The sequence below is a fragment of the Pseudomonas sp. lyk4-TYG-107 genome, from assembly GCF_030209055.1.
Classification (GTDB): domain Bacteria; phylum Pseudomonadota; class Gammaproteobacteria; order Pseudomonadales; family Pseudomonadaceae; genus Aquipseudomonas; species Aquipseudomonas putida_A.
Genome location: NZ_JARVST010000022.1, coordinates 1,208 through 20,298, shown reverse-complemented (window position 1 = coordinate 20,298; position 19,091 = coordinate 1,208). Strand labels below are relative to the sequence as shown.

Here is a 19,091-nt window from a genome sequence, read left to right as displayed (position 1 = left end):
CTGCAAAACGCCTATCGCCAGCTCCTCGCAGGTAAGCCCGTGCAATTGCCGGCGAAAACCAGTGCGCTCAAAGCCTGGGCAGCGGCGTTGCAGGACTACGCCCAAACCCCTGCGTTGCAGGCCGAGCTGGGCTTCTGGCAGCAGCAGTTGCAGGGCGCTTCGGCGGCCTTGCCTTACGACCGGCCGCAGGGTGGTCAGCAACACGATCAGGCGCTGACCCTGCGCAGCAAACTCGATCAGACCCTGACCCGTCAGCTGTTGCAGGAAGCTCCGGCGGCTTATCGCACCCAGGTCAACGACCTGTTGCTGACCGCGCTGGCGCGGGTGCTGGTGCGCTGGACCGGGGACGACAATGCCTTGGTATTGCTTGAGGGCCATGGTCGCGAAGACCTGTTCGAACACATCGATCTGACCCGCACCGTGGGCTGGTTCACCAGCGTATTCCCGGCGCGTCTGGCACCGGCCGCCGAACTCGGCGCCTCGCTCAAACAGATCAAGGAGCAGCTGCGGGCGATTCCCCACAAGGGCATCGGCTTCGGCGCACTCGCGCACCTTGGTGATGAGCCGGCGCGTGCCACCCTGCAAGCCTTGCCGGCGCCGCGCCTGACTTTCAACTACCTCGGCCAGTTCGACGGCAGCTTCGACGCTGCCAGCGATGCCCTGTTCGTGCCGACCAGCGAGTCCGGCGGCGCAGAGGTCAATCTGCAAGGGCCGCTGGGCAATCCGCTGGCGCTCAACAGCAAGGTATTCGGCGGTGAGCTGGACCTGAGCTGGACCTACAGCGGCGCGATGTTCGACACCGCCACCATCCAGCGTCTGGCCGACGACTATGTGCAGGAACTTACCACGCTGATCGGCCACTGCTGCGACAGTGCCAACCGTGGCGTGACACCGTCGGACTTCCCGCTGGCGCAACTGTCGCAAGCGCAACTGGATGCGCTGGTGCTGGAGCCGCAAGGCATCGACGACATCTATCCGCTGTCGCCGATGCAGCAGGGCATGCTGTTCCACACCTTGCTCGAACACGGCAATGGCGACTACATAAACCAGATGCGTCTGGACGTCGACGGTGTCGATCCGCAACGCTTCCGCGCGGCGTGGCAGGCGGCGGTGGATGCGCATGACATCCTGCGCAGCGGTTTCTTCTGGCAAGGCGATCTGCCGCAACCGGTGCAAGTGGTGCAGCGTCAGGTCGAGGTGCCATTCAGCGTGCTCGACTGGCACGGCAGGACTGATCTGGAGGCAGCGCTGCAAACCCTCGCCGATGAGGAGCGCGCACTGGGTCTGGACCTGAGCTGTGCGCCGCTGATGCGCCTGGTGCTGGTGCGCACTGCAGCCGAGCGTTATCACCTGATCTACACCAACCATCACATCCTGATGGACGGCTGGAGCAGCGCGCAGTTGCTCGGCGAAGTGTTGCAGCACTACAGCGGCGAAGCGGTCGCCCGTGGCGCAGGTCGCTACCGCGATTACATCGCTTGGCTGCAACGTCAGGATGGCGCGGCGGCGCAAGCCTACTGGCGGGCGACGCTGGGCAATCTGCAGGAACCGACGCGCCTGGCCGATGCCATCGCGCGGCCGCAGGCCGGTTTGCCGAGCGTGGGTTACGGCGATCATTACCAGGTGCTGGACGCTGAGCTGAGCCAGCGCCTGGGCGAGTTTGCCCGGGCCGCGAAAGTTACCGTCAACACCGTGGTGCAAGCGGCGTGGATGCTGCTGTTGCAGCGCTACACCGGCAAGGATTGCGTGGCGTTCGGCGCCACCGTCGCCGGGCGCCCGGCGGATCTGCCGGGGGCCGAAGCGCAGATCGGCCTGTTCATCAACACGCTGCCGGTGATCGCTGCGCCGTCCGCGCAGCAGAGCGTGATCGCCTGGCTGCAAGCGGTGCAGGCGCAGAACCTCGCCTCGCGCGAGTTCGAACACACGCCGCTGGCGGACATTCAGCGCTGGGCCGGGCAGGGCGGTGACGCGCTGTTCGACAGCCTGATGGTGTTCGAGAACTACCCGATCGGCGAAGCACTGGAACGCGGTGCGCCGCAGGGTCTGCGCTTCGGCGCGGTGGCCAATCAGGAGCAGACCAACTATCCGCTGACCCTGCTGGTGAACATGGGCGCGCAACTGTCGGTGCATTTCAGTTATCAACGCGACAGCTTCGCTGCGGCCAGCGTAGCGCAGTTGGGCGCGCATCTGCAGCGTCTGCTGAGCCAGATGGCGGATGGCGGCGAACGTACGCTCAGCGCGCTGAACCTGATCGAACATAACCTGCCGGTGAACAGCGATTTCGTTACCGAGCAGTGCATCCATCAAGCCATCGCCTATCAAGTGGCGGCGACTCCGGATGCCTTGGCGGTGACCTTCGCCCATAAGCAACTGAGCTACGCCGAACTGGATGCCCACGCCAACCGTCTGGCGCATAAATTGGTAGAACTGGGCGTCGGCCCGGAAGTGCGCGTGGGCGTGGCGATGCCGCGTTCCGAGCAATTGCTGATTGCCTTGCTTGCGGTGCTCAAGGCTGGTGGTGCGTATGTGCCGCTGGATCCGGACTATCCGGCGGATCGCGTTGCCTACATGCTCGAAGACAGCCGGGCGTGGGTGTTGCTGACCGAACAGGCGGTTGCCGCGACCCTGAGCGTGCCGGGCGATACCCAAGTGCTACTGATGGATCAGATGTCGCTGGGCAGCTATTCGGCTGTTGCACCACAGACTGCGGTGCAGCCGGACAACCTCGCCTACGTGATCTACACCTCCGGTTCCACCGGCAAACCGAAAGGCGTGGCGATTGCCCATCGCAACGTCATGGCGCTGATCGACTGGTCCGCCAGGGTCTACAGCCGCGACGACATCCAAGGCGTGCTGGCCTCGACGTCGGTGTGCTTCGACCTGTCGGTGTGGGAGCTGTTTGTCACGCTGGCCAACGGCGGCTCGCTGATCATCGCGCGTAATGCGCTGGAGCTGGCGCAACTGCCGGCCCGCGATCAGGTGCGCCTGATCAACACTGTGCCGTCGGCGATTGCCGCGCTGCTGCGTGCGGGGCAGATTCCGCCAAGCGTGCGCATCATCAATCTGGCGGGTGAACCGCTGAAACAAGCGCTGGTGGAGGCGTTGTATCAGCAGTCGACGGTCCAGCACGTCTACGACCTGTACGGCCCGTCGGAAGACACCACTTATTCGACCTGGACCCGCCGCAGCGCTGGCGGTCAGGCACGGATTGGTCGCGCGCTCGAGCACAGCGCCAGCCATCTGTTGGATGCCGATTTGCACGCGGTTCCGCAGGGTGTTTCGGCCGAGCTGTACCTGTCCGGCGCCGGCATCACGCGCGGTTATCTGGGGCGTGCGGCGATGACCGCCGAGCGCTTCGTGCCGAATCCTTTCGTCGGCAACGGCGAGCGCATGTACCGCACCGGCGACTTGATTCGAGAGCGCGAGGAGGGCGAGCTGGAGTACATGGGCCGGATCGACCATCAGGTGAAAATTCGTGGATTCCGCATCGAACTGGGGGAGATCGAGGCGCGATTGCTCGCGCAACCGGCAGTCACTGAGGCCGCGGTGCTGGCCGTCGAGAGCGACACCGGCGCGCAACTGGTGGCGTATGTGGTTGCCCCGTCACTGGAGATGCACGACGGGGACGCGCAGCGCCAACTGCGCGAGGGACTAAAGACTGGCCTCAAGTCTTCGTTACCTGACTACATGATTCCCGCGCACCTGCTGTTCCTTGAGCAGTTGCCACTGACCCCCAACGGCAAACTCGACCGCAAGGCCCTGCCGGCGGTCGATGCCAGCCAGATGCAGGCCGCGTATGTCGCGCCGCACAGTGAGCTTGAGCAGCAGGTCGCGGCGATCTGGCAGCAAGTGCTCGAAGTGCAACGCATCGGCTTGAACGATCACTTCTTCGAACTCGGCGGGCACTCGCTGCTGGCGGTCAACGTGGTGTCGCGCATGGCCCTTGAACTGGGCCTGACGCTGACCCCGCAACTGTTATTCCAGCACCCCGTCCTGAGCGATTTTGTCGCTCGACTCGATACAGGAGGCGGGGCAATCAACGAACAGAAACTGAGCAAGCTGGAAGCCCTGCTTGACGATATGGAGGAAGTCTGATGGACAAGAGTGTTGCTTTGAGGGTAGCCAAGCGCTTTATCACTCTGCCGCTGGACAAACGTAAGCTGTACCTGGAAAAGATGCTCGAAGAGGGCGTCTCTCCGGCCAACCTGCCGATCCCGGAAACACGTTCCGGGTTTGCGGCGATTCCTCTGTCGTACGCTCAGGAGCGTCAACTGTTCCTCTGGCAAATGGACCCGCACAGCACCGCGTATCACATCCCCAGCGCCTTGCGCCTCAAGGGTCGGCTGGATGTGGCGGCACTGGAACGAAGCTTCAACGCGGTGGCGGCGCGTCACGAAAGCTTGCGTACCACCTTCGCCGAGCAAGGCGAAAGCTTTTGCCAGGTGATTCACCCGCAGCTGCCGCTGAGCATCAGCCTGACGCCATTGCCGGAGGGCCTCGATGCCGCCGGGGAAGACGCGGCGATCAAGGCCTTTGTCGAGAGCGAAACCGCACGCCCGTTCAATTTGCAGCAGGGCCCGCTGCTGCGGGTGGCGCTGCTCGAAGTGGCGGAAGACGACCATGTGCTGGTGCTGATCCAGCACCACATCATCTCCGATGGCTGGTCGATCAAAGTTCTGGTCAACGAGTTGATTCAGCATTACGCCGCCGACACCGCCGGGCAGCCGCTGAGCCTGCCAGAGCTGGAAATACAGTACGCCGACTACGCGATCTGGCAGCGGCACTGGCTGGAAGCGGGCGAGCGTGAACGCCAGTTGGCCTACTGGGTCAAGACCCTGGGCGGCGAGCAGCCGGTGCTGGAGCTGCCGATCGATTTCCCGCGTCCGGCCGTGCAAAGCCTGCGCGGTGCGCGGCTGGAACTGAACCTGCCGGCTGACCTCGGTGACGCCCTCAAACAGCTGGCGCAGCGCGAAGGTGCGAGCCTGTTCATGCTGCTGCTGGCGTCGTTCCAGGCGTTGCTGCATCGCTATAGCGGACAGGCGCAGATTCGCGTCGGGGTGCCGACCGCCAACCGCAATCGGGTCGAGACTGAAGGCCTGATCGGCTTCTTCGTCAACACGCAGGTGCTGAGTGCCGAGGTCAGCGGGCAACTGCCGTTCAACCAGTTGCTGGCTCAGGTCAAGCAGGCGGCGATGGCCGCGCAGGCGCATCAGGATCTGCCGTTCGAGCAACTGATCGAAGCCCTGCAGCCGGAGCGCAGCCTGAGCCACAGCCCGGTGTTCCAGGTGATGTTCAACCATCAGACCAGCCGTGATCAGGGGCGCAACGCGGCGCAGTTGCCGCAGCTGAGTGTCGAGGATGTGCAGTGGGAAGGGCGCACCGCGCAGTTCGACCTGACGCTGAATACCTACGAGTCCAGCGACGGTTTTGCCGCCGAGCTGACCTACGCCACTGACCTGTTCAAAGCTGAAACCGTCGAGCGTCTTGCGCGTCACTGGCAGAACCTGCTGCGCGGCATTGTCGCCGCACCGAGCCTGCGCGTCGGCGAATTGCCGTTGCTGGAAAGCGCCGAACACGGCGTGCTGTTGCAGGACTGGTTGCGCAGCGCCGACCGCACTGCGCAAGCCGAATGCGTGCAGCAGGATTTCTCCCGGCGTGCGCAGCAAACGCCGCAGGCCACGGCACTGATCATCAGCGAAGACGTGCTGAGCTACGGCGAGCTGGATGCCCGCTCCAGTCAACTGGCGCACAAGCTGATCGAGGCCGGTGTCGGCCCGGATCAACTGGTCGGTATCGCCGTCGAGCGCAGCGTGGAAATGATCGTCGGCCTGCTGGCGATCCTCAAGGCTGGCGGTGCTTATGTGCCGCTGGACCCGGCGTATCCGCAGGATCGTCTGGCCTACATGATCGAGGACAGCGGCCTGCAATTGCTGCTGACCCAAAGCCATTTGCAGACGCAGCTGCCGATCCCGCCGGGCGTGCAAGCGCTGTTGCTGGATCAACCACACGAGTGGCTGGCGGCTTATCCACAGACCGCGCCGGACGTGGCAGTCAATGGCGAGCATCTGGCCTACACGATCTACACCTCCGGTTCTACCGGCAAACCGAAAGGCGTGATGGTGCGCCACGCGGCGCTGAGCAACTTTGTCGCGAGCATGATCAAGCAGCCGGGCATCTGTGCCGCCGATCGCATGCTGTCGCTGACCACCTTTTCGTTCGATATTTTCGGCCTGGAAATCTACGGCCCATTGCTGGCCGGTGCCTGTGTGGTGCTGACCGGCAAGGATGTGCATCAAGACCCGCAAGCGGTGCTCGAACTGATCGCGCGTCATGGCGTGACGGCGCTGCAAGCCACGCCCTCGACCTGGCGCATGCTGCTGGACAATGAACAGGCGCCAATCCTGGCGGGCCGCACGTTCCTCTGTGGCGGTGAAGCGCTGCCGCAGGAACTGGCGCAACGCATGCTTGCACTGACGCCGAGCGTGTGGAACCTCTACGGCCCGACCGAAACCACTATCTGGTCGGCGCAGCACGCCTTGAGTGCGGACAGCAGCCGTCCATTCCTCGGCACGCCGATCGACAACACCGCGTTGTACATCCTCGGCAGCGACCTGGAGCTCAATCCGCTCGGCGCCCCGGGGGAACTGCTGATCGGCGGCGACGGCCTGGCGCGTGGTTACTTCCAGCGCCCAGGCCTGACCGCCGAACGTTTTGTCCCGGATCCCTTTTCGAAAACCGGCGCGCGTCTGTACCGCACCGGCGACCTGACCCGTTACCGCGCCGAAGGCGTGATCGAGTACATCGGGCGAATCGACCATCAGGTGAAAATCCGTGGTTTCCGGATTGAACTCGGTGAGATCGAAGCGCGTTTGCTCGCCCTCGATAGCGTGCGCGAAACCGTGGTAGTCGCTCAGGACGGCCCGACCGGCCCGCAACTGGTCGGCTATGTGGTGCCGACCGCCGAGGCTTTTGATGAAGGCGAACTGCGCGCCGCATTGAAAGCCAGCCTCAAGGCCGAGCTGCCGGAATACATGGTGCCGGCGCACCTGTTGTTCCTCGCGCAACTGCCACTGACGCCGAACGGCAAAGTCGACCGCAAAGCCTTGCCGGCACCCGACGCCAGCCAGCTGCAATCGACTTACCTCGCGCCGCAAACCGCCACTCAGCACAGCGTTGCCGAGATCTGGCAAGCGGTGCTCAAGCTCGATCGCGTAGGCCTGAGTGACAACTTCTTCGAACTGGGCGGCCACTCGTTGCTGGTCACGCAAGTGGTCTCGCGCGTACGTCAGGCACTGAACGTTCAAGTGCCGCTGCGCACGTTGTTCGAACACAGCACGCTGGAAGACTTTGTCGCCGCGCTGGGTGTCGATCAGGCGCATCGGGAGCCGCCAATTGTTGCCTTGCCACGCCAGCAGCCGCTGGCGCTGTCCTATGCCCAGGAGCGTCAATGGTTCCTCTGGCAACTGGAACCGACCAGCACCGCTTATCACGTGCCGGCGGCGCTGCGTCTGCGCGGTGAGCTGGATCTGCCAGCGTTGCAGCGCAGCTTCGACGCGCTGATCGAGCGCCACGAATCGCTGCGCACCTGCTTCGTCGAGCAGCAGGGGCAGACCCTGCAAGTGATCCAGGCTCACGGCACGCTCGATCTGCAGGTGCAGGACGTGGCGGCGGATCTCGACGAGGCGGCGCTGCAAGCGCTGGTCTCCGCCGAAACCCTGCACCTGTTCAATCTGCAGCAAGGCCCGTTGCTGCGGGTCAAACTGCTGCGTCTGGCCGCCGATGACCACGCGCTGGTCATCACCCTGCATCACATCGTCTCCGACGGCTGGTCGATGAATGTCATGGTCGATGAGCTGGTGGCGCTGTATGCCGCCTACAGCCAGGGCCAGAGCGTGCAATTGCCGGCGCTGCCGGTGCAATACGCCGACTACGCCGTGTGGCAGAAACAGTGGATGGACGCCGGTGAACGCGAGCGTCAATTGAGCTACTGGGCCGCACAACTCGGCGATGGTGATCAACCGCTGCTGGAGTTGCCGACCGACCGGCCGCGTCCAGCCGAGCAGAGCTATCGTGGCGCCCGTCGCGATATCCCGCTGAGCCGCGAACTGGCCGCCGCGCTCAAGCAACTGGCGCAGCGCGAGAACGTTACGCTGTTTGCGCTGTTGCTGGCGTCGTTCCAGACCTTGCTGCATCGCTACAGCGGTCAGGCCGATATCCGCGTCGGAGTGCCGGTGGCCAACCGCAACCGGGTCGAGACCGAAGGCCTGATCGGTTTCTTCGTCAACACCCAGGTACTCAAGGCCGAGTTCGACAGTCAGCAGACGTTCCGCAGCCTGCTGCAGCAAGTGAAAAATACGGTGCTCGGCGCCCAGGCGCATCAGGATCTGCCGTTCGAGCAACTGGTCGACGCGCTGCAACCGGAGCGCAGCCTCAGCCACAGCCCATTGTTCCAGGTGATGCACAACCACCAGAGCCAGGTGCGTCAGGCGCAGGGCGCCACGCGTCTGCCAAAACTGGCGATTGAAGGCTTGCCGTGGGCGTCCAGTACCGCGCAGTTCGACCTGACCCTGAACACTTTTGAATCGAGCGACAACGTCTGGGCCGAGCTGACCTATGCCACCGACCTGTTCGACGTCGAGACCATCGAACGCCTGGCGCAACACTGGACCCATCTGCTGCAAGGCATCGTCGCCGACAGCGCTCAGCGCATCGCCGAACTGCCGCTGCATGACGCCGCCGAACGCGCGGCGACCTTGCAGCAGTGGAATCCGGCCATCCGCGATTTCCCGAGCGAGCAGTGCCTGCATCAACGGATCGAACAACAAGCCGCCCGCGCCCCGCAAGCGATTGCCGTGAGCTGTGCCGGGCAGTCCTTGAGCTACGGCGAGCTGAACAGTCGCGCCAACCAGTTGGCCCACAAGCTGATTGCCAGCGGTGTCGGCCCGGACGTGCGCGTCGGTCTGGCGGTGGAGCGCAGCCTCGACATGCTGGTCGGTCTGCTGGCGATCCTCAAGGCCGGCGGCGCCTATGTGCCGTTGGACCCGACGTATCCGGAGGAACGCCTGAGCTACATGATCGGCGACAGCGGCATCGCCTTGCTGCTGACCCAGAGTCATCTGCTGGGGCGTCTGCCGGTGCCGGATTCGCTGCGCAGCCTGATGCTCGATCAGGAACGTGACGGTCTGGAAGGCTACAGCGACAGCAATCCGCAGGTGCGTATGAGCCCGGACAACCTGGCTTACGTGATCTACACCTCCGGCTCCACCGGTCAGCCGAAGGGCACGTTGCTGGCCCATCGCAACGTGCTGCGCCTTTTTGAGGCCACTGATGCGTGGTTCGATTTCGGCGCCACGGATGTCTGGAGCCTGTTCCATTCCTACGCGTTCGATTTCTCGGTGTGGGAGATTTTCGGGGCGCTGCTGTACGGCGGCAAACTGCTGGTGGTGCCTTACGAGGTCAGCCGTTCGCCGGAAGATTTCTTCGCCTTGCTCTGCCGTGAAGGCGTCACCGTTCTGAACCAGACGCCGTCGGCGTTCAAGCAATTGATGCAAGTGGCCTGTGCCCCCGAACACGCGACGCAAGCACTGGCGCTGCGTTACGTGGTGTTCGGCGGCGAGGCGCTGGAGGTCAAGAGCCTGCGTCCGTGGTTCGAGCGTTTCGGCGATCAGGCACCGCAACTGATCAACATGTACGGCATCACCGAAACCACCGTGCACGTGACCTACCGGCCGATTTCGCTGGCCGACTTGCAGCGTGATGCCAGCAGTCCGATCGGCGAGCCGATCCCGGACCTGTCCTGGTACTTGCTCGACGGTGATCTGAATCCGGTCGCCAAAGGCTGCATCGGTGAGCTGTACGTCGGTCGCGCCGGCCTGGCTCGCGGTTACCTGAACCGCGCGGATCTGACCAGCCTGCGCTTCATTCCCGACCCGTTCGCCGCCGATGGCGGGCGTCTGTACCGTACCGGTGACCTGGCGCGTTACTGCGCCGACGGCGTGATCGAATACATCGGCCGGATCGACCATCAGGTGAAAATTCGCGGTTTCCGTATCGAACTCGGCGAGATCGAAGCGCAGCTGCTGGAACAGGCTGCCGTGCGCCAGGCCGTGGTGCTGGCGCAGCCGGGCCTCAGCGGTCAGCAACTGGTGGCGTATCTGGTGCCAGGCGACGCCGCGCTGCTCGACGCAAGCCCGGCCGAACAGGCGCTGTGGCGCGACAGCGTGCGTGCCGAACTCAAGGCCAATCTGCCGGATCACATGGTTCCGGCGCACCTGTTGCTGCTGGCGCAATTGCCGTTGACCGCCAACGGCAAACTCAACCGCAGCGCCTTGCCGTCACCCGACGCCAGCCAGTCACAGCAGGCCTATCAGGCGCCGCAAAGCGCGATGGAGCAGGGTCTGACGGCGATCTGGCAAGACGTGTTGAAGCTGCCGCAAGTCGGCATCCACGATAACTTCTTCGAATTGGGCGGCGACTCGATCATCTCGATTCAGGTGGTCAGCCGTGCCCGTCAGGCCGGCATTCGCCTCAATCCCAAAGACCTGTTCCAGCACCAGACCGTGCAGCGTCTGGCACTGGTCGCGCAGTGGGGTGGCGACGAGTCGACGATTGATCAGCAAGCCGCGAGCGGTGCAGCGTTGCTGCTGCCGATCCAGCAGCAGTTCTTCGCCGACGAAATTCCGCAGCGTCATCACTGGAACCAGTCGGTGCTGCTGCAACCGCGGCAGGCGCTGGACGCTGAAAAACTCGAGCAAGTGTTGCGCGCACTGGTGGCTCATCACGATGCCTTACGCCTGAGCTTCACCCAGCGCGATGGCGTGTGGCAGGCCGAGCACCGCGCGGTCGAAGCGCTGCCGCAGCACCTGCTCTGGCAGGAGGACGTGGCCGATGCCGCCGCCCTTGAGGCCTTGGGTAATCGCGCCCAGCGCAGTCTCGATCTGCAACACGGGCCGTTGCTGCGTGCGGTACTGGCGAATCTGGCCGATGGCACGCAGCGTCTGCAGTTGGTGATTCATCACTTGGCGGTGGACGGCGTGTCGTGGCGGATTCTGCTGGAAGACCTGCAAAACGCTTATCAGCAATTGCTGAATGATCAGCCGTTGAGCCTGCCGTCCCGGACCAGCGCCTTCAAGGACTGGGGCGAGCATTTGCAGCGTTACGCTAACAGCCCGGCGTTGCAGGCCGAACTGGATTATTGGCAGGCCTGCCTGAGCGATGTAAGTACCGATCTGCCGTGCAAACGCGTTGACGCCAGTCAGGACAATCGTCTGGCCCAGACCGTACAAACCCGGCTCGGCACCGAGCTGACCCGCCAACTGCTGCAAGAGGCCCCGGCGGCGTACCGCACCCAGGTCAACGATCTGTTGCTGACGGCACTGGCGCGGGTCATCGGCCGTTGGAGCGGGCAGGCGTCGACGCTGATCCAGCTCGAAGGCCATGGTCGCGAAGAACTGTTCGACGGTGTCGATCTGACCCGCACGGTGGGCTGGTTCACCAGCCTGTTCCCGGTGCGCCTGACGCCGGTAGAGACGCTTGGCGAGTCGATCAAGCAGATCAAGGAACAACTGCGCTCGATCCCCAACAAGGGCATCGGTTTCGGCGCCTTGCGTTACCTTGGTGATGCGCAAGCGCAGCAGAGCCTGCAGGCCTTGCCGAGCCCGCGCATCACCTTCAACTACCTTGGGCAGTTCGACGGCAGTTTCGCCGGCGATGACGCTGCGCTGTTCGTGCCGTCGCCGGACAACGCCGGCCTCGATCAGAGCCCGGAGGCGCCGCTGGGCAACTGGTTGACCCTCAACGGTCAAGTGTATGGCGGCGAGCTGCGGGTGGGCTGGACGTTCAGCCGCGAGCGTTTCGACAGTGCAGTGATCGAAGCCCTGGCCGCAGATTACGCCGCAGAACTCGCAGCGTTGATCGGCCATTGCCTGACCCCGGGCATCGAAGGCCTGACCCCGTCGGACTTCCCGCTGGCTGGCCTGACGCAGACGCAGCTCGATCAGTTCCCGCTGGCGCCACGGCAGGTCGCCGATGTGTATCCGCTGTCGGCGATGCAGCAGGGCATGTTGTTCCACAGCCTCTACGAGCAGGCCACCGGCGATTACATCAACCAGGTCCGGCTCGATGTCGAAGGCCTCGATCCGCAACGCTTCCAGCAAGCCTGGCAAGCGGCGGTGGACAACCACGACATCCTGCGCAGCAGCTTTGTCTGGCAGGGTGAACTGGCGCGTCCAGTGCAAGTGGTGCACAAGCAACTGGACATGCCGTTCCGCGTCCTCGACTGGCGCGATCGTGACGATTGCCAGGGTGATCTGAATGCACTGGCGGCCGCCGAACAGGCGCAAGGTTTCGACCTGAGCCAGGGACCGCTGTTGCGCATGGTCGTGGTGCGTCTGGACGAGCAGCGCTGCCACTTGATCTACACCAACCACCACATCCTGATGGACGGCTGGAGCAACTCGCAATTGCTTGGTGAAGTCCTGCAGCGCTACAGCGGGGTTGCCCAGCCGCCATTGGCCGGGCGTTATCGCGATTACATCGAATGGCTGCAGCGCCAGGACGTGCAGGCCAGCGAGCGTTACTGGACCGCACAACTGGCTGACCTGCAAGCGCCGACCTTGCTGGCGCAAGCGTTGCAGGCGCAGCGCGGCGATGCACCGCGCGACGGCCACGGCGAGCATTTCTGCGTGCTCGACGCTGAGCAGACGCGGCGTCTGGGCGAGTTTGCGCGCCAGCAGAAAGTCACCCTCAACACGCTGATTCAAGCGGCATGGCTGCTGCTGTTGCAGCGCCTGACCGGCCAGCCGTGCGTGGCGTTCGGCGCGACGGTAGCGGGGCGTCCGGCCGAGCTCAAAGGGGTCGAGCAGCAGATTGGTCTGTTCATCAACACCTTGCCGGTCATCGCCAGTCCGCAGTCGCCATCGAGCGTTGGCGAATGGTTGCAGAGCGTGCAGGCGCAGAACCTGGCCTTGCGAGAGCATGAGCACACCCCGCTGTTCGACATTCAGCGCTGGGCCGAGCGCAACGGTGAGGCGCTGTTCGACAACATTCTGGTGTTCGAGAACTACCCGGTGTCCGAGGCCCTGGCGCAGGGCGCACCGCAAGAACTGCGCTTCGGTGAAATCCACAATCATGAGCAGACCAACTACCCGCTGACGCTGCTGGTGCACTTGAGCGACGAATTGTCGATGCACTTCAGCTACCAGTGCGAAAGCTTTGCCGCGCACAGCGTGGTGCAACTGGCCGGGTATCTGCAGCGCCTGCTCGGGCAAATGAGCGAGTCGGGGGAGCGTTCGCTTAGCGAACTGAATCTGATCGAACACAGCCCGTCGGTAAACAGCGATTTCGCCACCGAGTTGTGCATCCATCAAGCCATCGCCCGCCAAGTGGCGGCGACCCCGGATGCCTTGGCGGTGACCTTCGCCCATACGCAACTGACCTACGTCGAGCTGGACGCGCAGGCCAATCGTCTGGCGCACAAACTGCTTGAGTTGGGTGTCGGCCCGGAAGTGCGCGTGGGCGTGGCGATGCCGCGTTCCGAGCAGTTGCTGATTGCCTTGCTGGCGGTGCTCAAGGCTGGTGGTGCGTATGTGCCGCTGGACCCGGATTACCCGGCGGATCGCGTTGCCTACATGCTGGAGGACAGCCGGGCGCGGGTGTTGCTGACCGAACAGGCGGTTGCCTCGACCCTGAGCGTGCCGGGCGATACGCAAGTGCTGCTGATGGATCAGGTTTCGTTGAGCGGTTATTCGACTGTTGCGCCACAGACTGCGGTGCAACCGGACAACCTCGCCTACGTGATTTACACCTCCGGTTCCACCGGCAAACCGAAAGGCGTGGCGATTGCCCATCGCAACGTCATGGCGCTGATCGACTGGTCGGCCAAGGTCTACAGCCGCGACGACATTCAAGGCGTACTGGCCTCGACCTCGGTGTGCTTCGACCTGTCGGTGTGGGAGCTGTTTGTCACGCTGGCCAACGGTGGTTCGCTGATCATCGCGCGTAATGCCTTGGAGCTGGCGCAACTGCCGGCCCGTGATCAGGTGCGCCTGATCAACACTGTGCCGTCGGCGATTGCCGCGCTGCAGCGTGCCGGGCAGATTCCGCCAAGCGTGCGCATCATCAATCTGGCGGGTGAGCCGCTGAAGCAAGCCTTGGTCGATGCGCTGTATCAGCAGTCAACCGTCGAGCACGTCTACGACCTGTACGGCCCGTCGGAAGACACCACTTATTCGACCTGGACCCGCCGCAGCGCTGGCGGTCAGGCACGGATTGGTCGCGCGCTCGAGCACAGCGCCAGCCATCTGTTGGATGCCGATTTGCACGCGGTTCCGCAGGGTGTTTCGGCCGAGCTGTACGTGTCCGGCGCAGGCATCACGCGCGGTTATCTGGGGCGTGCGGCGATGACCGCTGAGCGCTTCGTGCCGAATCCTTTCGTCGGCAACGGCGAGCGCATGTACCGCACCGGCGACCTGATTCGTGAGCGTGAAGCGGGCGAGCTGGAGTACATGGGCCGGATCGACCATCAGGTGAAAATTCGCGGCTTGCGTATCGAGCTGGGCGAAATTGAAGCGCGTCTGCTGGCGCATGCCGCCGTGCGTGAAGCGGTGGTCGTGGCCAGCGAAGTGTCGAGCAGTCAGCAACTGATTGCCTATCTGGTGCCGAGCGATCCGGCGATCATCGACGCCAACGCCGAGCAACAGGCCGCACTGCAGAAAACCCTCGGCAACTGGCTGGGCGCGACCTTGCCGGATTACATGGTGCCGAGCCACCGCCTGTGGCTGGCGCAGCTGCCGCTGACCCCCAACGGCAAGATCGATCGCAAGCGCCTGCCAGCACTGGAGCTCAGCGCCGCGCAGCTGCATGTCGAACCGGTGAACGCCACCGAGCAGGCGTTGGTGGAGATCTGGAAAGAGGTGCTGGGCCTTGAGCAGATCAGCACCCACGACAGTTTCTTTGCCTTGGGCGGCGACTCGATCATCTCGATTCAGGTGGTCAGTCGCGCCCGTCAGCAAGGGCTGGAGCTGAGCCCGAAAGACCTGTTCCAGCAACCGACCATTCAACAATTGGCCCTGTGCGTGCAGGCTGCCGAAGGGCGTGTGGCGCCGGAGCCGGCGCTGATCGACCTGCCGCTGCACGGCTTGAGCGAGGCGCAGGTGGCGCAACTGCCACTGCCGGCCGGGCAACTGGACGGGCTCTATCGCTTGTCGCCAATGCAGCAGGGCATGCTGTTCCTTGGCCTGAATTCGCCGGAAGCGGATCTCTACGTCAACCAGTTGAGCGTTCCGGTGCAGGGCCTTGAGCCGCTGCGTCTGCAAGCCGCGTGGGAAACCGTCAGCCGTCGCCACGACATTCTGCGCACCGGTTTCCTCTGGCAGGATATGGCCGAGCCGCTGCAATTTGTGCTCGCCGATCCGCAGTTGCCGTTCAGTCTGCTCGACTGGCGTGAGCAGGATCATTCGGCCGAAGCCTTGCAAGGCCTGGCGGATGCCGAGCGGGCCAAGGGCTTCGACCTTGACCAGCCACCGCTGCAGCGGCTGACGCTGGTGCAAGTCGGCGAGCACAGCTATCAACTGATCTGGACTTACCATCACATTCTGATCGACGGCTGGAGCAGTTCGCAGTTGATCGGTGAAGTGCTGAGCCAGTATTCCGGACGACCACTGGCCGACGCGGTGCCGTACCGCGGTTACATCAACTGGCTGCAGCAGCAGGACGCGAATGCCAGCGAAGGTTTCTGGCGTCAGCACCTGAGCCTGCTCGACGAGCCGACCTATCTGGCGGACGCGGTGACGCGCACCGGCAGTGGTCGCGGTCACCAGGCGCTGTACAGCCGTCTGGGCGCAACCCGCACCGAGCAGTTGAAAGCCTTTGCCCAGTCGCAGCAGGTCACCCTCAACACCTTGGTGCAGGGCGCGTGGCTGGTGCTGCTGAGCCGGTACAGTGGGCAGCGTTGCGTGGCGTTCGGCGCCACGGTGGCGGGGCGTCCGGCGAGTCTGCCGGCGTCGGAATCGATCCTCGGCCTGTTCATCAACACCTTGCCGGTGATCAAGGACGTGCCGGCCGAGCAGGCCGTGGGCGCCTGGTTGCGCGAGTTGCAGGATTTCAACCTGGAACTGCGCGAGCGCGAGTACACCCCGCTGACCGACGTCCAGCGTTGGGGCGGACGTGCCGGGCAGTCGCTGTTCGACAGCATCATCGTGTTCGAAAACCACCCGATCGATCAGGCGCTGCGTGAGTGGCGCGATGATTCGCTGAAGTTTGGCGAGATCAATAACTCGGGCCTGACCAACTTCCCGATGGACCTGATGGTCACCCTCGAAGACGGGTTGGTGATCGAGTACATGTTCCTGCGCGAGCATTTTGATCTGGCGACCGTGGAAGGCATCCGCAGCAACATGGAAGGCCTGCTCACCGCAATGGTTCAGGACGCCGGGCAGGCGCTGGGACGCATCGGTCTGCCGACCGGGCAAGTCGCGCCCGCGCCGGAGGTTGTCGCGCAAGCGCAGGCCCCGCTGGTGCACCAGCGCATTGCCGGTTGGGCCGCACAGCGTGCCGAACAAACCGCAGTGATCTTCAATGAGCAAGCCTTCAGTTATGGCCAGATCGAAGCGCGGGCCAATCGTCTGGCGCATGCGCTGATTGCCGAAGGTGTCGGTCCGGAAGTGCGGGTCGGTGTGGCCCTGCCACGCAGCGAAAACATGATCGTCGCGCTGTTGGCGGTGCTCAAGGCCGGTGGCGCCTATGTGCCGCTGGACGCAACCTATCCCCGCGAGCGCTTGAGTTATCTGATGCACGATTCGGGCATCGCCTTGCTGCTCAGCGATTCGAGTCTGCGTCAGGTGCTGCCGACCCAGGCCAACCTGCATGTGCTGGAACTCGATCAACTGGACCTGCGCATTCAGCCGCAGTCGGCACCGCAGGTGGCGGTGCAGCCGGGCAACCTGGCCTACGTGATCTACACCTCCGGTTCCACCGGTCAACCGAAAGGTGTCGGCGTGGCGCACGGGCCGCTGGCGATGCACTGCCAGGCGATCGGTCAGCGTTACGAAATGAGCGCAGCCGATTGCGAGTTGCACTTCATGTCGTTCGCCTTCGACGGCGCGCATGAGCGCTGGCTGACCACCCTGACGCACGGCGCCCGTTTGCTGATTCGTGACGACAGCCTGTGGACGGCCGAACAAACCTTCGACGCCCTGCATCAGCATGGCGTGACTGTGGCCGCGTTCCCGCCGGTGTATCTGCAACAACTGGCTGAACACGCTGAGCAGCACGGCAATCCGCCGCCGGTACGGATCTACTGCTTCGGCGGGGATGCGGTGCCGGTGGCGAGTTTCGAACTGGCCAAACGCGCACTGCAACCGCAGTACATCATCAACGGCTATGGCCCGACCGAAACGGTGGTCACGCCGTTGATCTGGAAGGCCGCGGTCGACGATCAATGCGGCGCGGCCTATGCGCCGATCGGCAGCGTGGTCGGCGAGCGCAGCTGTTATGTGCTCGATAGCGATCTCAACCCGCTGCCGGCCGGCATTGCCGGTGAGTTGTACTTGGGTGGCGCGTTGGCTCGCGGTTATCTGGGGCGTGCCGGTGGCACCGCCGAACGTTTCGTTGCCAACCCGTTCAGTGCCGATGGCAGTCGCCTCTACCGCACTGGCGACCTGGTGCGCCAGCGTGCCGACGGCACTGTCGACTATCTCGGGCGGATCGACCATCAGGTGAAGATCCGTGGTTTCCGCATCGAGCTGGGTGAAATCGAAGCGCGCCTCAAGCAGCAGCCGGGCGTGCGTGACGCCGCCGTGGTGGCCCGCGAGGGCGTCAGCGGCAAGCAACTGCTCGGCTATGTACTGGCCGCTGCCGAGACGCCGGCCGACGGTTTGGGCGAACGTCTGCGCGAGCAACTCAAGGCCAGCCTGCCGGATTACATGGTGCCGGCACACCTGATGGTGCTTGAGCGCATGCCGCTGACGCCGAACGGCAAACTTGACCGCAAGGCCCTGCCGAATCCGGACGCCGAACAGCGTCTGGCCTACGTCGAGCCGCGCACCGAGCTGGAAAAAGCCCTGGCGAAGATCTGGCAGGAGGTGCTGAAAGTCGAACGGGTCGGGCTCAGCGACAACTTCTTCGAACTGGGTGGCGACTCGATCCTCAGCCTGCAAGTGGTTGCCCGCAGCCGTGTGCTCAAGGCTCAGGGCCTGAGCCTGAAACTGCGCGACCTGATGCAGAAACCGAGCATCGGTGAACTGGTAGCGAGTGTTCAGGGCACGGCGGAAAAAGCCTCCGGGTTGCTGGCGATGAACGCCGAGGTCAGGGGCGTGGCGCCGTTGTTCTGCCTGCACGCCGGTTTCGGCACGGTGTTCGACTACGAGCCGCTGGCGCGGCGCTTGAGCGGTCAACGCCAGGTGTTGGCGATTCAGTCGCGGATGCTGCTGGATCCGGCATTCAACGACACCTCGCTGCAGGAAATGGCCAGTGATTACCTGGCGCAGATTCGTCAGAAACAGCCGCAGGGGCCGTATCACCTGCTGGGCTGGTCACTGGGCGGTACGCTGGCGATGTTGATCGCCGCGCAACTGGAGCAGGCCGGGCAACAGGTCAAGTTTGTCGGGCTGGTCGACAGCTTCGTGCCGTCGGCGGCGGTCGACGCCGGGGCTGTCGATAACTGGCAAGCCGACCTGCGCGATTTCTTGCAGGTGACGCTGCCGGACGCCGCTTCGGACTTGTCTATCGACGGTGAGGAAACGCCGCACAACCTGCGCGCGCTGTTCCAGCGTGCCATGAGCGCCGAGCGCGGGGCGTCGACCTATGTGGCGCTGGGTGCCGAAGAACTGGCGCAGGTGTTCAGCGTGGCGCGCCGGCTCAAGCAGTTGTCGCTCAAGCTTGAGCGTTGTGCGCCGTTGACCGTCAACCCGACGTGCTGGTGGACCTTGGGTCGCGAAGCCGAGGCACTGGAGCTGGCGGCGCAACTCGACCAGCCGGGCATGGGCGGTGAATGGCTGGATTGCGGGCACTTCCAGATCCCGCGCGATGAAACTTTCCTGTCCGAGGCTGAAGAAATGCTCGGCCAGATCGTTGAATCAGTAGTCATGTCCTGA

General features: G+C 64.0%; 2 protein-coding genes (1 of these 2 cut by a window edge). Both read left to right on the top strand.

The genetic code is table 11. The features are described 5' to 3' along the window. Window positions 1–4,095 carry the final stretch of a non-ribosomal peptide synthetase gene (locus tag QRN61_RS18905; protein ID WP_285374552.1) on the top strand. 8,226 nt of this gene lie to the left of the window's left edge, so 4,095 of the gene's 12,321 nt are visible here — the last part of the coding sequence; its start codon lies beyond the left edge, outside the window; its stop codon occupies window positions 4,093–4,095. After that, a complete protein-coding gene (locus QRN61_RS18900) occupies window positions 4,095–19,091 on the top strand; it encodes a non-ribosomal peptide synthase/polyketide synthase (protein ID WP_285374549.1) in 14,997 nt (4,998 codons plus the stop codon). Before QRN61_RS18905 ends, QRN61_RS18900 begins: the two co-directional genes overlap by 1 nt.